Origin of the sequence: Catellatospora methionotrophica (assembly GCF_011297335.1) — a bacterium.
Classification (GTDB): domain Bacteria; phylum Actinomycetota; class Actinomycetes; order Mycobacteriales; family Micromonosporaceae; genus Catellatospora; species Catellatospora methionotrophica.
On record NZ_JAAOTJ010000021.1, the window covers coordinates 1 to 16,432 of the forward strand.

Consider the following 16,432-nt stretch of genomic DNA (forward strand, 5'->3'; position numbering starts at 1 on the left):
AGTACATGGGTCCGAAGTCGGGTGATATCAACACGGCGATTCAGAATGGTCTGACGCGTGTGGAGCAGGGCAAGCAGAAGGCTGACGAGGCCTGGACGCAGTCCGTCAAGGACGTCAACGCACTCCTCTGACCTGACACCCCGGCCGGTTCCCCGCCGTCAACAGCCGCTTCAGGGCGCGGTTGGCGGGGAACCGGCCCCTTTCACCGCCTTCGCACGCACCCGCGTCAACCGAGTCGAACAGTGATGTGCCGATGATGAAGAACCTCCTCTATCGCTTGGATGTCAAGGGCTCGCCGTATCTGTACATCGTGCCCTTCTTTCTCCTTTTCGCCGCGTTCGGGATCTTCCCTTTGGCGTACACCGCGTGGGTGTCGCTGCACGAGTGGAGCCTGCTGTCGGAGACGCACACGTTCCTGGGTTTGCAGAACTACCGGGACCTGTTCGCTGACGAGTACTTCTGGAACGCGTTGCGTAACACCGCCCAGATCTGGGTGCTGTCCACGGTTCCCCAGCTGCTGATGGCTCTGGTGTTGGCGCACGTGCTCAATCAGCGGTTGCGTGCGCCGACGTTCTGGCGGATGACGGCGGTGCTGCCCAACATCACGTCGGTGGCCGCGGTGGCGATCATCTTCGGGCAGATCTTCGGCAAGGACTACGGTCTGGTCAACTGGCTGCTGGAGACCCTCGGGCTGGGGCGTATCGACTGGCAGGCCGGGACGGCGTCGTCGCAGATCGCGATCTCCGTGATGATCATCTGGCGGTGGACCGGCTACAACGCGCTGATCTACCTGGCCGCGATGCAGGCCGTCAGCAAGGACCTCTACGACGCGGCTTCCCTCGACGGAGCCAGTAGCTTCCAGCAGCTGACCAGGATCACGGTTCCGGCGATCCGCCCGACGATCATCTTCACGGTGATCGTGTCGACGATCGGCGGCATGCAGGTCCTGGCGGAGCCGCTGCTGTTCGGCGGGGCATCCGTCACCGGCGGTAGCGATCGGCAGTTCCAGACGCTGTCGCTGTACCTGTACGAGGTGGCGTTCTCCCGGTTCGACTTCGGTTATGCCTCGACCGCGGCGTGGGCGATGTTCGGCATCATCGTGATCGTCGCGGCGATCAACTACTTCCTGACCAGCCGCCTGCGGAGGTCCTCATGACCACCACGACATCCCTCACCAAGCCTGCCCGGACGGCCGTGGCCGCCGAACCGCAGGTGCAGCGCCGTCGCCGCAGGTCGTTCATGGCCGACCGCCGTCCCGGCAAGCTCACCTACCTGGCCCTGGCCGGACTGGCCCTGTTCTCCGGGTTCCCGCTGTACTGGTCGCTGGTGGTCGCCTCGCACGACAACGGCATCCTGGGCGAGGTCCCGCCGCCGCTGGGCATCGGCCCGAACCTGTTCACCAACCTCGAACGCGCCTTCGGCACCGTGGACTTCGCCAAGGCGCTGACCAACTCGTTCGTCGTGTCGATCGCGATCACGTTCAGCGTGGTGCTGTTCTCGACGCTGGCCGGGTTCTCGTTCGCGAAGCTGAACTTCAAGGGCCGCAACGCCATGCTGGTGATGCTCATCGGCACGATGATGGTGCCGACCCAGCTCGGCATCATCCCGCTGTACATGCTGATGGCGAAGATCGAGTGGACCGGCACCATGTACGCCGTCGTCGCACCCGGCCTGGTCACCGCGTTCGGCGTCTTCTTCATGACCCAGTTCCTGCGTGAGGCCGTGCCCAGCGAGCTGATCGAGGCCGCCCGCGTCGACGGCTGCCACACGTTCCGGATCTTCTGGCACGTGGTGCTTCCGGCGTCCAAGCCCGCCGCGGCGGTGCTCGGCATGCTCACCTTCATGACGGCCTGGAACGACTTCTTCTGGCCGCTGGTCGTGCTCACCCCGGAGGACCCGACGGTGCAGACCGCGCTGTCGACGCTGGCCAGCGGCTACATCCAGGACTACTCGCTGTCGCTCACCGGAACCGCCATCGCGACCATCCCGCTGCTGGTCGTGTTCGCGCTGCTCGGCAAGTACATCATCGGCGGCATCATGCAGGGAGCGGTGAAGTCATGACGCTGGCCACCACCGAGGAGCAGGTGACCGGGACCGCGCCGGTGCGCTTCCCGGCCGGGTTCCGCTGGGGCGCGGCCACCGCGTCCTACCAGATCGAGGGCGCGGCGGCCGAGGACGGGCGCACCCCGTCCATCTGGGACACCTTCGCGCGTACGCCCGGGAAGGTGTTCGAGGGCCACTCCGGTGACGTGGCCTGCGAGCACTATCACCGCTACCGCGACGACGTCGCGCTGATGAAACGGCTCGGGCTGGGCACCTACCGGTTCTCCGTCGCCTGGCCGCGCATCAAGCCCGACGGCTCCGGCCCCGTCAACTCCCGCGGCCTGGACTTCTACGACCGCCTCGTCGACGAGCTGCTGGACCACGGCATCGACCCGATGGTCACCCTGTACCACTGGGACCTGCCGCAGGTGCTCGAAGACCGGGGCGGCTGGACGAACCGCGACACCGCGTACTACCTGGCCGACCTGGCCTCGGCCACCATCGCGCGGCTCGGCGACCGGGTGCGGACGTGGACCACGCTCAACGAGCCGTGGTGCTCGTCCTTCCTGGGCTACGGCAGCGGTGTGCACGCGCCCGGCCGCCAGGACCCGCGAGCGGCGTTCGAGGCGGTGCACCACCTGATGCTCGGGCACGGCCTGGCCGCGCGGGCGCTGCGGGCGGGCGGGGCGCGGGAGGTGTCGTTGACGCTGAACCTCACCGACGTGCGGCCGTACACCCCTGCCGACCAGCATGACCAGGCCGCGGCGCGGCTGATCGACGGGCTGCAGAACCGGCTGTTCCTGGATCCGGCGCTGCGCGGGCACTACCCGCAGGACATGCTGGCGCTGTTCGAGCGGTTCGGCGCGGCGGGAGTGATCCACGCCGGGGACGAGGCGCTCATCGCCGCCCCGATCGACCTGCTCGGCGTGAACTACTACCAGCCCGCGCTGGTCCGGGCCCAGGTCGGCGCGCACAGTGGCGAGGCGCATCCGGGCAGCGAGGGCGTCGAGTTCGTGACGCAGCACATGCCGGTCACCGCAATGGACTGGCCGGTGGACCCCACCGGGCTGTCCGCGCTGCTGCTGCGCCTGGCCGCGGACTATCCGGACACGCCACTGATGATCACCGAGAACGGCGCGGCGTACGACGACGTCGTCGAGGGTGACCGGGTGGCCGACGACGACCGCATCGGGTATCTCGACGGGCACCTGCGGGCCGCGCACGCGGCCATCGAGGGCGGAGCCGACCTGCGCGGATACCTTGCATGGTCGCTGCTGGACAACTACGAGTGGGGCTACGGCTACGGCAAGCGGTTCGGCATCGTGCGCGTCGACTACGACACCCAGCGCCGCCTGCCCAAGGACAGCGCGCTCTGGTACGCCGAGGTCATCGAACGCAACGGCCTGAGCTGACGGTCCGGTCATCGGTGAGGCGCGGTCACGGCGGGAGCCGGGCCGCGCCTCCCGCGTCTCGGCAGCCACCGGGGCAGGAATTCTGCGAAGTCAAGCGACGTTTGGGTGATTTCGTCCGTTATATTCGGCAGTCATGCCTCCCGGTCCGCACCGGGCGGCTCACCGTCGAATAGGGCCCGTGATGAGAATCAATCTGCCGACTCCGCGCACGCTCGTGCGCTTTCTGCTGGGCTTCGTAGCCGGACTGCACGTGCTGAGCCTCGGCGGCAACTACCTCTACCACGGGCTGGGCCACCACAACGTGATCCCCGCGTTCGCCTGGTGGACCACGTTCTTCAACGTGGACAAGGAGAAGAACCTCCCGACCTGGTTCTCCGGAGCGCTGCTGCTGCTCACGGCATATGTGCTGTGGGAGATCGCGAACCATGTCGCCGCGCGCGGGGAGAAGTACGCCAAGCACTGGCGGATCCTGTCGGTCGTCTTCGCGTTCCTGTCCATGGACGAGATCACGCAGATGCACGAGATGAGCCGCAAGATGGGCCTGGTGAACCTGGGCACGGCCTCCTACCTGTCCTGGATCGTGGTCGCCGCGCCGTTCGTACTGGTCTTCTGCGTGTCGTACCTGAAGTTCCTGTTTCGCCTGCCGGTGCGCATGCGCCTGCTGGTGGCCGGTGGCGGGGTGCTGTTCGTGCTCGGCGCGGTCGGCATGGAGATCGTCGGCGCGTTCGTCGGCCGGGACGTCAGCGGCAACGTCGCACCCGGGACGGGGTACATGGAGTACCTGCTCGCGGCGTCCGTCGAGGAGCTGTGCGAGATGCTGGGCGTGATCACGTTCTTCTACGCGGTGTCGAGCTACCTGTACGACCGCCAGCAGCAGGACGCGCTGGCCGCGCCGGGCGCCCCGGTGCAGCTCGCCGCCGCCCGCGCCCGCCGCCAGCCGGTGGCAGCCGGCACGAGCCGACACGCCGACCCCGCGTCCCGCTGACCCGCCCCGGCACCCCGCGCGCGCCGCGCGCGCCGCAGGGCATTTGAATAGACGTTGGCCTATCTGGATGGGTTCGATCGCCGAATCTTCATTCAGATAGGCCAATGTCTATGTCGGGCGGGGTGGTGTCCGGGGGCCGTTAGGCTTGGTCGGGTGGGGGGTGGTGGGCCGGGGCTGGTGGACCGGGTCGCGGAGCGGGAGCTGTTGCGCGGGGCGGCGCGGGGGGCCGTGTCCGGGCACGGGATCGCGGTGCTCGTCGAGGGCGGGATCGGGATCGGCAAGACGGCGCTGCTGGACGACCTCGCGGCGTACTGCCGGGAACTCGGGATGAGGGTGCTGCGGGGGGCCGCGGACGACGTGGACCAGCGGCTGCCGTTCGCGGCCGTGTCCGCCGTCGCCAGGGCGCACCAGGGCCGCGACGAAGACCTCGACCGCGTCACGGGCCTGCTGCGCGGACGCGACGCGCTGACCCGCAGCGTGACCGCCGCCCATCATGAGCTCGCCGTGACCGAGGAACTGCTGGCGCTGGCCGACCGGTGGCTCAGCCGGGGCCCGGTCGCGCTCATCCTCGACGATGCCCAGTGGGCCGATCCGTCCAGCGTGGTGCTGCTGCACCGGCTCGCCCATGACATCGGACAGGTGCCGTTGCTGCTGGTGGTCTGCGCCCGTGCGCTGGCCCAGGGCGAGGCGCTGGACGGGCTGCAGCGCGGGCTACTCGCCGGGGGTGCGCTGGAGCTGCGGCTGGACCGGTTGCCCGAACCGGCGGTCGTCGAGCTCGCGGCCGCCCGGCTCGGTGCTCCGCCCGGGCCGCGGCTGCGGCGGCTGCTGGGCACCGCGGGCGGCTATCCGCTCTACATAGAGACCCTGCTGACGGCGTACGCCGCCGACGGGCTGATCCGGGTCGCGGGCGGGCACGCCGAGCTGTCCGGGACGGTCGACCCGGATGCCGTGCCGCAGCCGCTGGTCGAGCTGGCCCGCGCCCAGGCCGCGCTGATGCCCCGGCGCTACCGGGAGATCCTGCAGGCGGCGGCGGTGCTCGGGCAGACCGTCGACGTCGCCGAGGTGTCCGCGGTGCTCGACGAGCCGCTGATGGCGGTGTCCGAGGTGGTCGGCGACGCCATCGGCACCGGCCTGCTCGTCGACGACGGGCACTGCCTGCGTTTCCGGCAGGGGCTGACCCGGGAGCTGCTCGATCGCAGCGTGCCCGAGCCGGTGCGGGTGGCCCTGCACCAGCGCGCCGGGCGGATGCTGACCGGCCGGGACGGCGCGCCCGAGCGGGTCGCCGCGCACCTGCTGGCCGGCGGCGACCTCGACGCCGACGACCTGCGGTGGCTGGCCGCGCACGCCGACGCGCTGACGGTGCGCGCCCCGGATCTCGCGGTACGGCTACTGCAGCGGGCCACCGCCGATCCGGCCGCGGACCCGGTGCTGCGTACGCACCTGGTGCGGGCGCTGCTGTGGGACGGCGATCCGGCGCAGGCCGAACGGGTCGCGCAAGCGGCGCTGGCCGTCGGCGGTGACGCCGCCCAGGAGCCCGATCTGCGCTGGCTGCTGGTGCAGGCGTGCTGCCGGCAGGGGCGGCTGCGGGAGGCGATCGACGCCATCGAGCCCGCGGTGCGCTCGCCGTACACCTCGCTCGGGCAGGCCGCGCGGTTCCGGGGTACCGCCGCGATCTGCCTGTTCCTGACGTACCGGTTCGAGGAGGCCGTGGCGGTCGCCGACCGGGCCGTCGCGGACGGGGAGGCGGCGGGCGACGCCGAGGCGATCGGGATCGGCTGCCTCGCCAAGGCGGTGGGCCTGGCCAAGGACGACATGGCCGCGTCGCTGGCGCTGACCGAGCTGGCCCTGTCCCACCTGGGCCACGGCATCCGGCCCGACCTGCAGGTCGACCCGTACGTGCTGAAGGGCATCTGCCTGCTGGAACTGGACCGGCTCGACGAGGCGGCCGAGGCCACCGCCGTCGCGGTACGCCACAACCAGCGCACCGGCGGGGTGTTCCTGACCACCGCGCACGCCGTACGCGCGCACGTCCGCTTCCTGCAGGGGCGCTGGGATGACGCGCTCGCCGAGGTGCGCAGCGGCCTGGACGGACCGGATCCGCTCGGGCACGAGCCGCGGCTGCTGGCGCTGGCCGACCTGATCGCCGTGCACCGGGGCGACCCGCCCGGCGCGGAGCTGCCCGCCGACACCGGGGACACCGACGACCGTTACCTGGTCCGCTGGGCGCAGGCACTGGCCGTCGAGGCCCAGGGCGACCCGCAGCGCGCCGCTGACCTGCTCCGGCCGTTGTGGGCACAGGCCGACGGGCTGGAGGCGCGCCGCATGATGTACCGCGTGTGCCCGGACCTGGCGCGGGCCGCTGCCGCCGGCGGCGACCACGTGGAGCTGCGGGCGCTGGCCGACGAACTGCGGGTGATCGCCGCGGTGCAGCCGACACCCAGCCTGGCCGGGTGCGCGGCGTACTGCCGCGGGCTGGCCGAGGGCGGGGCCGAGCCGATGCGGGCCGCTGTCGCGTCGTTCCGGGAGGCGGGCTGGCCGCTGTATGAGGCGTACGGGCACGAGGCGGCGGCGCTGGCCCTGGCGTCCGGCGGCGACCTGGCGGGCGCGCGGGAGGCGCTGAGACTGGCGCTGGACGGCTACGGCCGCCTGGAGGCGAGCTGGGACATGGCGCGGGCCCGTGCCCGGTTGCGCGACGCCGGGGTCCGCGACGGCGCCCGTGGCCGCCGGGGCAGGCCCAAACACGGCTGGGACGCGCTCACCGACACCGAGCGGACCGTCGCCGAGCTGGTCGCGACGGGCATGTCCAACCCCGATGTGGCCGCGCAGCTGTTCCTGTCCCGCCGCACCGTCCAGTCACACGTGTCGAGCATCCTGGCCAAACTCGCCCTGACCTCCCGCGTCGAACTCGCCGTGGCCGCCGCCCAGCGCCCCGCCCCACCCTGACCCGCCACCTGCGCTCCGCCTCGCCGCGAGGCCGCGTCGCGTCAGTGGCTGCGGTTTCGGGGAAACTGCGGCTTCGCGAAGGCGCGGGGCCTGGTCACATGCGGTGGAGTTCGAAGGCGGCGGCGCGGCGGCCGCCGAAGCGGGGGGCGTTGAGGTCGGCCATCCATTCCAGGAAGGCGCGGGTGTCGGCCATCGGGTTGTCGCCTAGTGCGGCGAGGTAGGCGTGGTGGGCGTCGAGAGAGGCGACGGCCCGGTCCATCGTGTCGGTGATGTCGACGGCGTGGGTGGGCTGCGGGGAGCCGCCGACGGCGACGTAGCGGACGCCGCCCCACGGGGCCAGGCCCAGGTCGACCAGCTCGGGGAAGATCCAGCGGTTGCCGGCGTCGCCGACCGCGTCCATCACCGCGCGGCCCACGTTGCGGTGGTCGGCGGAGTTCCAGCCGCCGCCCGGCCAGGTGTCGTGGAAGTTCGCGGTGACCACGAGGTCGGGCGTGTGGCGGCGGATCGCGGCGGCCAGGTCCCGGCGCAGGGCCAGGCCGTACTCCACGACGCCGTCGGCGTGGCCGAGGAACTCCAGCTCGGACACGCCGACCTCGGCGCACGCCGCGCGCTGTTCGGCCTCGCGCAGCGGACCGCACTCGGCCGGGGCGAGGGTGTCGATCCCGGCCTCACCGCGCGTCACCAGGGTGTAGCGCACGTCCTTGCCTGCCGAGGTCCACGCGGCCACCGCCCCGGAGACCCCGTATTCGAGGTCGTCGGGGTGGGCGGCGATGGCGAGGGCCCGGCTCCAGTCCGAGGGCAACGGCTCCAGCTGATCCATGGACCCGACCCTACGCGGGGCCGCCGCGCCAGCCCAGCGGATCGACCCCGCCCGGGACCGTGTCCGATCCGTACGGCTGCCGGGTGAGTACGAAGCTGCCCAGGTCCAGATGGGTCACCGCGCCGTCGGCGTCGCGTACCGCGCGCAGCGTCTCGCCCGCGTAGTAGCCGTCCAGGCCGAGCCAGGTGCCGTCGGCCTGAGCCTTGAGCCGGGAACCGCGGCCCGGTCCGGGCAGTGGCGCGAGTTCCAGGTCGCCCTCGGCACGCAGCCGGATCACCAGCGCGCCCGGTCCCCAGTACCAGGGCCCGACCAGGTCCAGCAGTGCCGGGTCGTACGACGCCAGCGGGGCCCACGCGTCCGGGATACGCGGCTCGTGCTCGGCGGTGATGCGGACCAGGTCGGCGCAGACGCCGCCGATGGAGATCCCCGAGGTGGTGTTGGCGAACACGACGCCGCCCAGGCGGTCGGCGGGCGCGACCCACAGCGTGCACAGGAAGCCCGGCATCGAGCCGGTGTGCCCGGACAGCAGCCGCCCGTGGTCGTTCTTGAGCTGCAGGCCCAGCCCGTACGTCAGATCCCAGGCGGGGCCGTCCATCGGGGCGGCCGGGGTGCGCATCTGCGTCAGGGTCGCCTCAGCCAGCACCGCCGGGTCGCCCTTGGCCAGGAACGCCGCGAAGCGGCACAGGTCGTCGACGGTGGACCAGAGCTGCCCGGCCGGGGCCATCCGCCCGGTGTCGGTGGCGGGCTCGGGCAGCAGCACGTCGGCCCACGGGTGCACGGCCCAGCCGTCGGCGTGCGGGGCCTGGGGCAGCAGCGAGGTGCGGGTCATGCCGAGCGGGGCGAGGATCTCCTCGGCGAGCACCTGCTCCAGCGGCTTGCCGCGCAGCTGCTCGACGAGCGCGCCGAGCAGCGCGAAGCCCGGGTTCGAGTAGTGGAACAGCCGTCCGGCGGGGTGCTTGACGCCGTCGGCGGCCAGGATGTCGGCCAGCTCGGGGCGTACGCCGCCGTCGGTGCGCTCCCACCACGGCACGGGGGTCTCCGAGGCCAGCCCGGCGGTGTGCGCGAGCAGCTGCGCGACGGTGACCCCGGCGGTGCCCGCGGGCGCGGCGGGCAGGTGCGTGCCGAGCGGGTCGGCGAGGTCGAGACGGCCCTCGTCGCGCAGGCGCATGACCAGCACGGCGACGAAGGTCTTGGTCAGCGAGCCGATGCGGTACTGCGTGTCGGTGGTCGGGGGTCGCCCGTCCACGAGGCCGCGGGCGCCGGTCCACACGGGGGAGCCGTCGCGCAGGACGGCGGCGACCAGGGACGGGGCGCGGCCCTCGGCCTGGGCGGTGGCGATGCGGTGCAGCAGGGCGCGGCGGGTGGCCGGCAGCAGGTCCATCTCAGGCATCCGGTCATCGTGCCACCGGAACGGGGTCCGTGGAACGCGGGTGGGCCGGCGGTCGGGGCCGCCGGCCCGGGACGGGTGTTCCTCAACGGTGGTTGCCGTACCCATGGTGGTTGTTGTTGCCGTGGTGGTCGTAGTTCTTGTGGTGGTAGTTCTTCTTGTAGTGCCGCTTGTAGTGGTGGTCGTACTTGCAGACCCACTTCTTGTACGTGCGGTGGTGCCAGCGGTAGGTCTGCTTCCAGCAGCGCTTGCCGCCGTCGAGTGTGGACGTCGTCGATTCCTGCACGGACACTGAAACCGGTTCGGTGAGCTGCGCGGCCGACGCCCGCTGCGGTGGCGCCATGACGGTGAGCCCGGCGACGAGGAACAGCATCAGGCTGAACATCGTGGTGGTGATCCGCAGCCGGTGGCCGATGGCACGAGCGGTCTCCTGCATCGAACACCCTCCTCCCAAAAGATGGCTGATCTAGCGGACCTGCCGATCAAACCTCCGGCCCGGCGACATGGTCAACGCCGTGAACTGGGCAAACGCCTTGCCGGGCGGCCGGTCAGGGGTGCTTTCACCGGGAGTTCATTTAGCCTGCCTACCGACCGGCAGGTAGAACGCCCAGCGGGGGCGGTAACCGGGCGGAAGACGGGGTTGCCTGACCGGTCGGCAGGCAATGGTGAACATCGGATGAACCCATGCACTGTGGCGCATGTTTCTCACAACGTGGGAGTGAATTCTTACCTTCCGGCCGGTCAGTGACTGCGCGAGGTGCGCCAGCAGGGGAGATTCCTGCCCGCCTGCGACGGATGGGCGCGGTGACCGCGTACCTGTGCGCCCCCGCGTGGGCCACACCCTAGGCTCTGAGACGTGAATGCGCTCGTGGTGGCGGTCGTGCTGACCGTGGTCGTCGTCGCGGTATCCGCGCTGTCGCGGCGGTACAACCTGCTCAACCCGATCGTGCTGGTGGTGGTCGGGCTGTGCCTGGCCCTGGTGCCCGGGTTCCCGGTCATCGTGCTCGAACCCGAGATCGTGCTCATCGGCGTGCTGCCGCCCCTGCTGTACGTCGCCGCGCTGGAGACCTCCGTGCCGGCGTTCCGGCACAACATCCGGTCGATCCTGCTGCTCGCCGTCGGCCTGGTCATCTTCACCGCGGTCGCGGTCGGGCTGGTCGTGCACGCGCTGCTGCCGCAGGTGCCGCTGGCCGCCTGCCTGGCCCTGGGCGCGGTGGTCGCGCCGCCGGACGCCGTCGCGGCCACCGCCATCGCCAAACGCATCGGGCTGCCCCGCCGCATGGTCACCATCCTCGAAGGCGAGAGCCTGCTCAACGACGCCACGGCGCTGGTGCTGTTCCGCGTCGCGGTGGTGGTCGCGGTCGGCACGGCGGTCGGACCGATGGCCGTAGCCCAGCAGGTGGTGCTGGCCGCCGGCGGCGGTGTACTGGTCGGCGCGCTGGGCGCGCTCACGGCGGCGTTCCTGCACCGGCGCACCCGCGATCCGCTGATGGACAACTCGATCTCGCTGCTGACGCCGTTCGCGGTGACCGTGATCGCCGAGCTCATCCACGCCTCGGCCGTGGTCGCGGTCGTCGTGGCCGGGCTCTACCTGGGACACCGCATGCCCACGCTGATGTCGGCGGCCTCCCGCCTGCAGATGGGCGCGTTCTGGCGCATGGTCACCTTCATGCTGGAGGGCCTGGTGTTCCTGGTGGTCGGCCTCCAGCTGCGGGAGGTGCTGGCCGACCTGAACACCCCGTTCGCCGAGGTGGCCGGGCTGACCGCGGCGGTGCTCGGGACGGTGATCCTCGCGCGGTTCGCGTGGATGTACCCGGTCGCCTACCTGGTCCGGCTGCTGCCCCTGGTCCGCCGCCACGGCACCGCCATCGACTTCACCGGCGCGACCGTCATCTCCTGGGCGGGCATGCGCGGCGTGGTCACCCTGGCCACCGCGCTGGCACTGCCGGCCCTGCTCGCCGGGGGAATGCCGTACCCGCGTGCGCTGTTCGTCTGGTTGGCGTTCGCGGTCATCGTCGGCACGCTCGTGCTGCAGGGCATGACCCTGCCGATGGTGGCCCGGTTGCTGAAGGTCCAGGCCGACGACCGGATGGGGGACATCCTCGCCGAGGCGCAGGCGCAGCAGCAGGCGAGCAAGGCCGCTCGCGAGCGGCTGGAGGCCCTGGCCGACACGGCTTCGCCCGAGGTCGTGGAGAAGCTGCGCGGGCTCACCGAGCGCCGCTCCAACGCGGTGTGGGAGCGGCTGGGCGCGGACCGGGAAACGCCAACCGCGGTCTACGTCCGGCTGCGCCGGGAGATGCTGGAGGCCGAGCGGGCCGTGTTCCGCGCGGCCCGCGACGCGGGCCGGATCCCGGAGGACGTGCTCGTCCGGGCCCAGCGGGACATGGACCTGGAAGAGTCGATGCTGGAACGGATGGACTGACGCGTGGGCCGAGGCGGGGCACACGCGTTCGACGAGTGATACGAGGAGCAGGCATGAGCTGTGAGGACCTGAAGACCGCCGACGATCCGGCGGCGCGCGCCGACGGCTGCGAGGAGTGCCTGCGCGACGGCACCACCTGGGTGCACCTGCGCCGCTGCCTGGAGTGCGGCCACATCGGCTGCTGCGACTCGTCGGTGCACAAGCACGCCACGGCGCACTTCCACGAGGTGGGCCACCCGGTCATCCAGTCGTTCGAACCGGGCGAGAACTGGCGCTGGTGCTACCTGCACGAGGTCGTGGGCTGAGGAGGTAGGGGCGGCCGATACGCTCGGTGGCATGAGCGCGACGATGGTGGCCCGGGGGCTGTCCGCTGGGCACGGCGAGCGGATCCTGTTCAGCGACCTCGACCTGGTCGTCGCGCCGGGTGAGGTGGTCGGCCTGGTCGGCGTCAACGGGGCGGGCAAGTCCACCCTGCTGCGCCTGCTCGCCGGGCTGGCCGCCCCCGAAGACGGCTCCGTCACCCTCAACCCGCCGACGGCCAACGTCGGCCTGCTGCCGCAGGAACCCGAGCGGCGTCCCGCCGAGAACGTGCGCGACTTCCTGGCCCGGCGCACCGGCGTGGCACGGGCCCAGGAGGAGATGGACGACGCGGCCCTCGCGCTGGCCGAGGGCGCGGACGGCGCCGACGACCGCTACGGCGAGGCCCTCGAGCGGTGGCTGGAACTCGGCGGGGCGGACCTGCCCGAGCGGGCCGCCGCCGTCGCCGCGGAACTGGGTCTCGACGTCGACCTCGACCACCCGATGACGGCCCTGTCCGGCGGCCAGGCCGCCCGCGCCGGGATGGCGTCGCTGCTGCTCAGCCGATACGACATCTTCCTGCTGGACGAGCCGACCAACGACCTCGACCTGGCCGGGCTGGACCGGCTGGAGCGCTTCCTCGGGGACCTGCGCGCGGGCACCGTGCTGGTCAGCCACGACCGGGAGTTCCTGACCCGCACCGTGACCCGCGTCGTCGAACTCGACCTCGCCCAGCAGCAGGTGCGCCAGTACGGCGGCGGCTACCAGGCCTACCTGGCCGAGCGCGAGGTCGCCCGCCAGCACGCCCGCGAGGCCTACGACGAGTACGCCGACAAGAAGGACGACCTGCTCGCCCGCGCCCGCATGCAGCGCGCCTGGATGGAGAAGGGCGTCAAGAACGCCCGCCGCAAGTCGCCCGACAACGACAAGATGGGCCGCGCGTTCCGCACCGAGGCGACCGAGAAGCAGGCCGCCAAGGCCCGCCAGACCGAGCGCCTGATCGAGCGCATGGACGAGGTCGACGAGCCGCGCAAGGAGTGGGAGCTGCGCATGCAGATCGCCGCCGCGCCGCGCGCCGGGGCGGTGGTGGCGACCCTCAACAGCGCCGTCGTACGCCAGGGCGAGTTCACCCTCGGCCCGGTGGACCTGCGTATCGACTGGGCCGACCGGGTCGCCGTCACCGGCCCCAACGGCTCGGGCAAGTCGACGCTGCTGCGCGCGATGCTCGGCCGGGCCGCGCTCGCCGCGGGCACCGCCTCGCTCGGGCCCGGCGTCGTCGTCGGCGAGATCGACCAGGCCCGCGGCCGTTTCCTGGGCCACCAGCCGCTGGTCGACGCGTTCCAGTCGGCGGTGCCCGCGATGGCCCCCGGCGACGTGCGCACCCTGCTGGCCAAGTTCGGGCTGCGCGCCGCGCACGTGCTGCGCCCGGCCGCGACCCTGTCGCCCGGCGAGCGCACCCGCGCGGCGCTGGCGCTGCTGCAGGCGTCGGGGGTGAACCTGCTGGTGCTCGACGAGCCCACCAACCACCTCGACCTGGCCGCCATCGAGCAGCTGGAGCAGGCCCTCGACTCGTACACCGGCACGCTGTTGCTGGTCACCCACGACCGGCAGATGCTGCAGGCCGTGCACACCAACCGCATGCTCACCGTCGAGGCGGGCCGGGTCACCGTGAACTGACGGGCCCGCGTCGGGCCGGTGCGGCCGGTACGGTGTCGGAGTGATCATCGAGGTGGACACCACGACGGCCGACGCGTCCCTGCTGCTGCGCCTATACGAGATCCGCAAGGCCTGCAACGCGGCGGCCAATCCCGACGAGCCGATCGAGGACGCCGCCACCGGCGTGAGCCTGCTGCGCAGGCCGCGGATGGGCGGCAGCCACCACTACCTCGTCGCCGGTGATCCCATCGTCGGATTCTCGTCCGTGGACCTGCCGCCGGACATCGCCACCGCGTTCGTACGCGTCTACGTCGCCCCCGGCCACCGCCGCCAGGGCACCGGCGGCGCGCTGCTCGACGCCGCCGTCGCCCACGCCCGAGCCGCCGGCCGCACCGTGCTGACCGGCCTGTACGGCGACGACGCCGGCGCGGCGTTCGTCGCGGCGCGCGGGGGCCGGGCAGGCCAGACGGCGATCCGCTCCCTGCTGCGGCTGCCCGCTGTCGGCGAGCCCGTGCCGGTGCCCGGTTTCCGGGCGGTGACCTGGATCGGGCCGGTCGACGACGCGTTGCTGGCGTCGTACGCCCAGGCACGCAACGCCGTGCACGACGCCCCGAGCGACGCCGGGGTGCAGTGGCCGCACGCGAACGCGCGGTCGGTGCGCGAGGAGGAGGAGACGGTGGCCCGGCGCGGCGTGCAGCTGCGGGTGACCGCGATCCTGGACCGGGCCGCGGCCGTGGTGGCGTACACCCAGGTGCTGGTGCCCGCGACCGGCGAGGTCGCGTTCACCGAGGAGACCGCCGTGGTGCCCGCGTTCCGCCGCCGCGGCCTGGCCCGCTGGGTGAAGCTGGAGTCGCTGCGGCTGCTGGCCGCCGAGCGGCCCGAGGTGGCGTCGGTCGGCACCACGAACGCCGCCGTCAACACCGGCATGCTCGCGGTCAACCGCGCGCTCGGCTTCCGCCCCGTCGGCACCTGGACGTCGGCGGTGCTCGACCTGTCCTGAGCGGCGGGTTGCCGAAAGGGTTTTCGGCCTGCATCGTGATGTGCTGGAGCCGGACGCGGACTCGATCCGCGTCAACGCGTGGCGTCGACACCGGGCGGTCGTGCCGCGCGCGTTCGCACTCATCGGCGCGCTCACGCGCCCGCACCCCCGGAGTCCTCCATGCTCGACACCAGACATCGCCGTGCCCTGACCTCGGCCGTCGCGGCGGCGGTGACAGCCGCCGTGGCCGCGTGGACCCTGGTGGCCACGGCCGCGCAGGCCGCGGTCACCGGCTGCCAGGTCACCTACACCGTGCCGTCGCAGTGGTCCGGCGGCTTCACCGGCAACGTCGTCATCAAGAACCTCGGCGACCCGCTCACCGCCTGGACCCTGCGCTGGACGTTCCCGGCCACCGGCCAGGCCGTCACCCAGGGCTGGAGCGCCACCTACAGCCAGAGCGGCAACCAGGTCACCGCCGTGAACATGGGCTACAACGGCAGCCTCGCCACGAACGCGAGCACCACGATCGGCTTCAACGGCGCGTGGACGACCGCCAATCCGATCCCGACCGCGTTCACCCTCAACAACGTCGCCTGCACCGGCACCCCGTCCAGCCCGTCCGCCGGGCCGTCCTCCTCGGCGTCGGCGCGCCCGTCGCCGTCGGTCTCACCCTCGGCGTCACCCCTGCCCTCGACCTCCCCGTCGAGCCCGCCGACCAGCGGCTGGAACCCGCCGAGCAACCTGGTCACCCCGCTCAACGAGGTGTGGTCGCACTACCAGTCGACCTACCCCCAGCTGCTGACCTTCCGCAACTACGGCTGGGACCAGGTCATGGCCGGCGGCGGCAAGATCAATTATTGCGTACGCTGGGACTCCAGCGCCCGCGTCTCAGCCGCGATGCGCGACCAGATCCACGCGGCACTGTCCCGGCAGTTCAAGAAGTGGATGGACGTGATGGCCGGGCACAACGGCTGGCCGTACGCGGAGGTGCCGGTGAAGGTCGTCGGCTGGGCCGTGCGTGACCGGGCGACCCTGGAGTGGACCGACAACGCGGTCGACATCTACGTCAACGACATCCGCGAGAACGCGCCGCAGTGCGCCGAGCCCTGCGGCCGGTTCTTCCACCAGGACGGCAACTACAACGGCTGCCCCGGAGGGGCCTCGCACCACTACGACATGTCGCTGTGGCTGACGGCGGGCTTCAGCGGCGGCGCGGGCGGCGACTGGGGCCAGCGCGTCGGCAGCGAGTACTTCACCGGCGCGGTCAACGCCGAGAACATGCACATCTACCTGCACGAAGTCGGGCACACGTTCGGCCTGGACGACTTCTACGACTGGACGCCCACCGGCCAGTGCTGCTTCATCATGAAGGCGGGCAGCGCCGCCAGCATCACCGACTTCGACCGGTGGATGCTGCGCGACTTCTGGCGACACCTGAAGAACCGCTGGGGCTACTGACCGGACACGGGGCTCGGCGGGTGTGCCGCC

13 protein-coding genes are annotated in these 16,432 nt (G+C 71.9%); 10 read left to right on the top strand and 3 right to left on the bottom strand.

Annotated features, from left to right (window positions below; genetic code table 11):
- Positions 1–181 precede the first annotated feature (181 nt).
- From HAV40_RS31725 to HAV40_RS31745, 5 genes are all read left to right on the top strand, one after another.
- The gene (locus tag HAV40_RS31725; protein WP_420837240.1) at positions 182–1,156 is read left to right on the top strand and encodes a carbohydrate ABC transporter permease; all 975 of its coding nucleotides are present in this window, start codon (positions 182–184) and stop codon (positions 1,154–1,156) included.
- An 83-nt stretch (positions 1,157–1,239) separates the two neighbouring features.
- On the top strand, positions 1,240–2,061 hold the full coding sequence (locus HAV40_RS31730) for a carbohydrate ABC transporter permease (RefSeq protein WP_166388034.1): 822 nt from the start codon (positions 1,240–1,242) through the stop codon (positions 2,059–2,061).
- Positions 2,058–3,455: a GH1 family beta-glucosidase gene (locus HAV40_RS31735; protein WP_166387840.1), complete on the top strand. Its 1,398-nt coding sequence runs from the start codon at positions 2,058–2,060 to the stop codon at positions 3,453–3,455. Before HAV40_RS31730 ends, HAV40_RS31735 begins: the two co-directional genes overlap by 4 nt.
- A 181-nt stretch (positions 3,456–3,636) precedes the next feature.
- Positions 3,637–4,440 (top strand): hypothetical protein, encoded by an 804-nt coding sequence (locus tag HAV40_RS31740; RefSeq protein ID WP_166387842.1) that lies wholly within the window; start codon positions 3,637–3,639, stop codon positions 4,438–4,440.
- Between the two features lie 153 nt (positions 4,441–4,593).
- On the top strand, positions 4,594–7,383 hold the full coding sequence (locus HAV40_RS31745; protein ID WP_166387844.1) for an ATP-binding protein: 2,790 nt from the start codon (positions 4,594–4,596) through the stop codon (positions 7,381–7,383).
- A gap of 94 nt (positions 7,384–7,477) precedes the next feature.
- Here the strand turns inward: HAV40_RS31745 and HAV40_RS31750 are convergent, their stop codons facing one another.
- The 3 genes from HAV40_RS31750 to HAV40_RS31760 all read right to left on the bottom strand — a co-directional run bounded on the left by HAV40_RS31750 (position 7,478) and on the right by HAV40_RS31760 (position 10,026).
- Positions 7,478–8,203 (bottom strand): PIG-L deacetylase family protein, encoded by a 726-nt coding sequence (locus HAV40_RS31750; protein ID WP_166387846.1) that lies wholly within the window; start codon positions 8,201–8,203, stop codon positions 7,478–7,480.
- Positions 8,204–8,213: 10 nt separating this feature from the next.
- Entirely contained in the window at positions 8,214–9,593 is a 1,380-nt protein-coding gene (locus HAV40_RS31755; RefSeq protein WP_203671996.1) for a serine hydrolase domain-containing protein, read from the bottom strand.
- An 82-nt stretch (positions 9,594–9,675) separates the two neighbouring features.
- On the bottom strand, positions 9,676–10,026 hold the full coding sequence (locus HAV40_RS31760; RefSeq protein WP_166387848.1) for a hypothetical protein: 351 nt from the start codon (positions 10,024–10,026) through the stop codon (positions 9,676–9,678).
- 420 nt (positions 10,027–10,446) lie between these two features.
- On the opposite strand from HAV40_RS31760, the gene HAV40_RS31765 reads away from it, so the two are divergent.
- The 5 genes from HAV40_RS31765 to HAV40_RS31785 all read left to right on the top strand — a co-directional run bounded on the left by HAV40_RS31765 (position 10,447) and on the right by HAV40_RS31785 (position 16,402).
- Positions 10,447–12,012, top strand: coding sequence for a Na+/H+ antiporter (locus HAV40_RS31765; protein ID WP_166387850.1), 1,566 nt, complete (start codon positions 10,447–10,449; stop codon positions 12,010–12,012).
- Between the two features lie 53 nt (positions 12,013–12,065).
- On the top strand, positions 12,066–12,317 hold the full coding sequence (locus HAV40_RS31770) for a UBP-type zinc finger domain-containing protein (RefSeq protein ID WP_166387852.1): 252 nt from the start codon (positions 12,066–12,068) through the stop codon (positions 12,315–12,317).
- 31 nt (positions 12,318–12,348) lie between these two features.
- Entirely contained in the window at positions 12,349–13,986 is a 1,638-nt protein-coding gene (locus HAV40_RS31775) for an ABC-F family ATP-binding cassette domain-containing protein (RefSeq protein WP_166387854.1), read from the top strand.
- A 40-nt stretch (positions 13,987–14,026) separates the two neighbouring features.
- A complete protein-coding gene (locus tag HAV40_RS31780) occupies positions 14,027–14,965 on the top strand; it encodes a GNAT family N-acetyltransferase (protein ID WP_166387856.1) in 939 nt (312 codons plus the stop codon).
- A gap of 159 nt (positions 14,966–15,124) precedes the next feature.
- A complete protein-coding gene (locus tag HAV40_RS31785; RefSeq protein WP_166387858.1) occupies positions 15,125–16,402 on the top strand; it encodes a cellulose-binding domain-containing protein in 1,278 nt (425 codons plus the stop codon).
- Positions 16,403–16,432 lie beyond the last annotated feature (30 nt).

Coding starts and splice junctions, on each gene's coding strand:
- HAV40_RS31735 (WP_166387840.1), top strand. CDS start 2,058: ATGACGCTGGCCACCACCGAGGAGCAGGTGACCGGGACCGCGCCGGTG.
- HAV40_RS31770 (WP_166387852.1), top strand. CDS start 12,066: ATGAGCTGTGAGGACCTGAAGACCGCCGACGATCCGGCGGCGCGCGCC.
- HAV40_RS31785 (WP_166387858.1), top strand. CDS start 15,125: ATGCTCGACACCAGACATCGCCGTGCCCTGACCTCGGCCGTCGCGGCG.
- HAV40_RS31760 (WP_166387848.1), bottom strand. CDS start 10,026: ATGCAGGAGACCGCTCGTGCCATCGGCCACCGGCTGCGGATCACCACC.
- HAV40_RS31730 (WP_166388034.1), top strand. CDS start 1,240: ATGGCCGACCGCCGTCCCGGCAAGCTCACCTACCTGGCCCTGGCCGGA.
- HAV40_RS31740 (WP_166387842.1), top strand. CDS start 3,637: ATGAGAATCAATCTGCCGACTCCGCGCACGCTCGTGCGCTTTCTGCTG.
- HAV40_RS31750 (WP_166387846.1), bottom strand. CDS start 8,203: ATGGATCAGCTGGAGCCGTTGCCCTCGGACTGGAGCCGGGCCCTCGCC.
- HAV40_RS31775 (WP_166387854.1), top strand. CDS start 12,349: ATGAGCGCGACGATGGTGGCCCGGGGGCTGTCCGCTGGGCACGGCGAG.
- HAV40_RS31755 (WP_203671996.1), bottom strand. CDS start 9,593: ATGCCTGAGATGGACCTGCTGCCGGCCACCCGCCGCGCCCTGCTGCAC.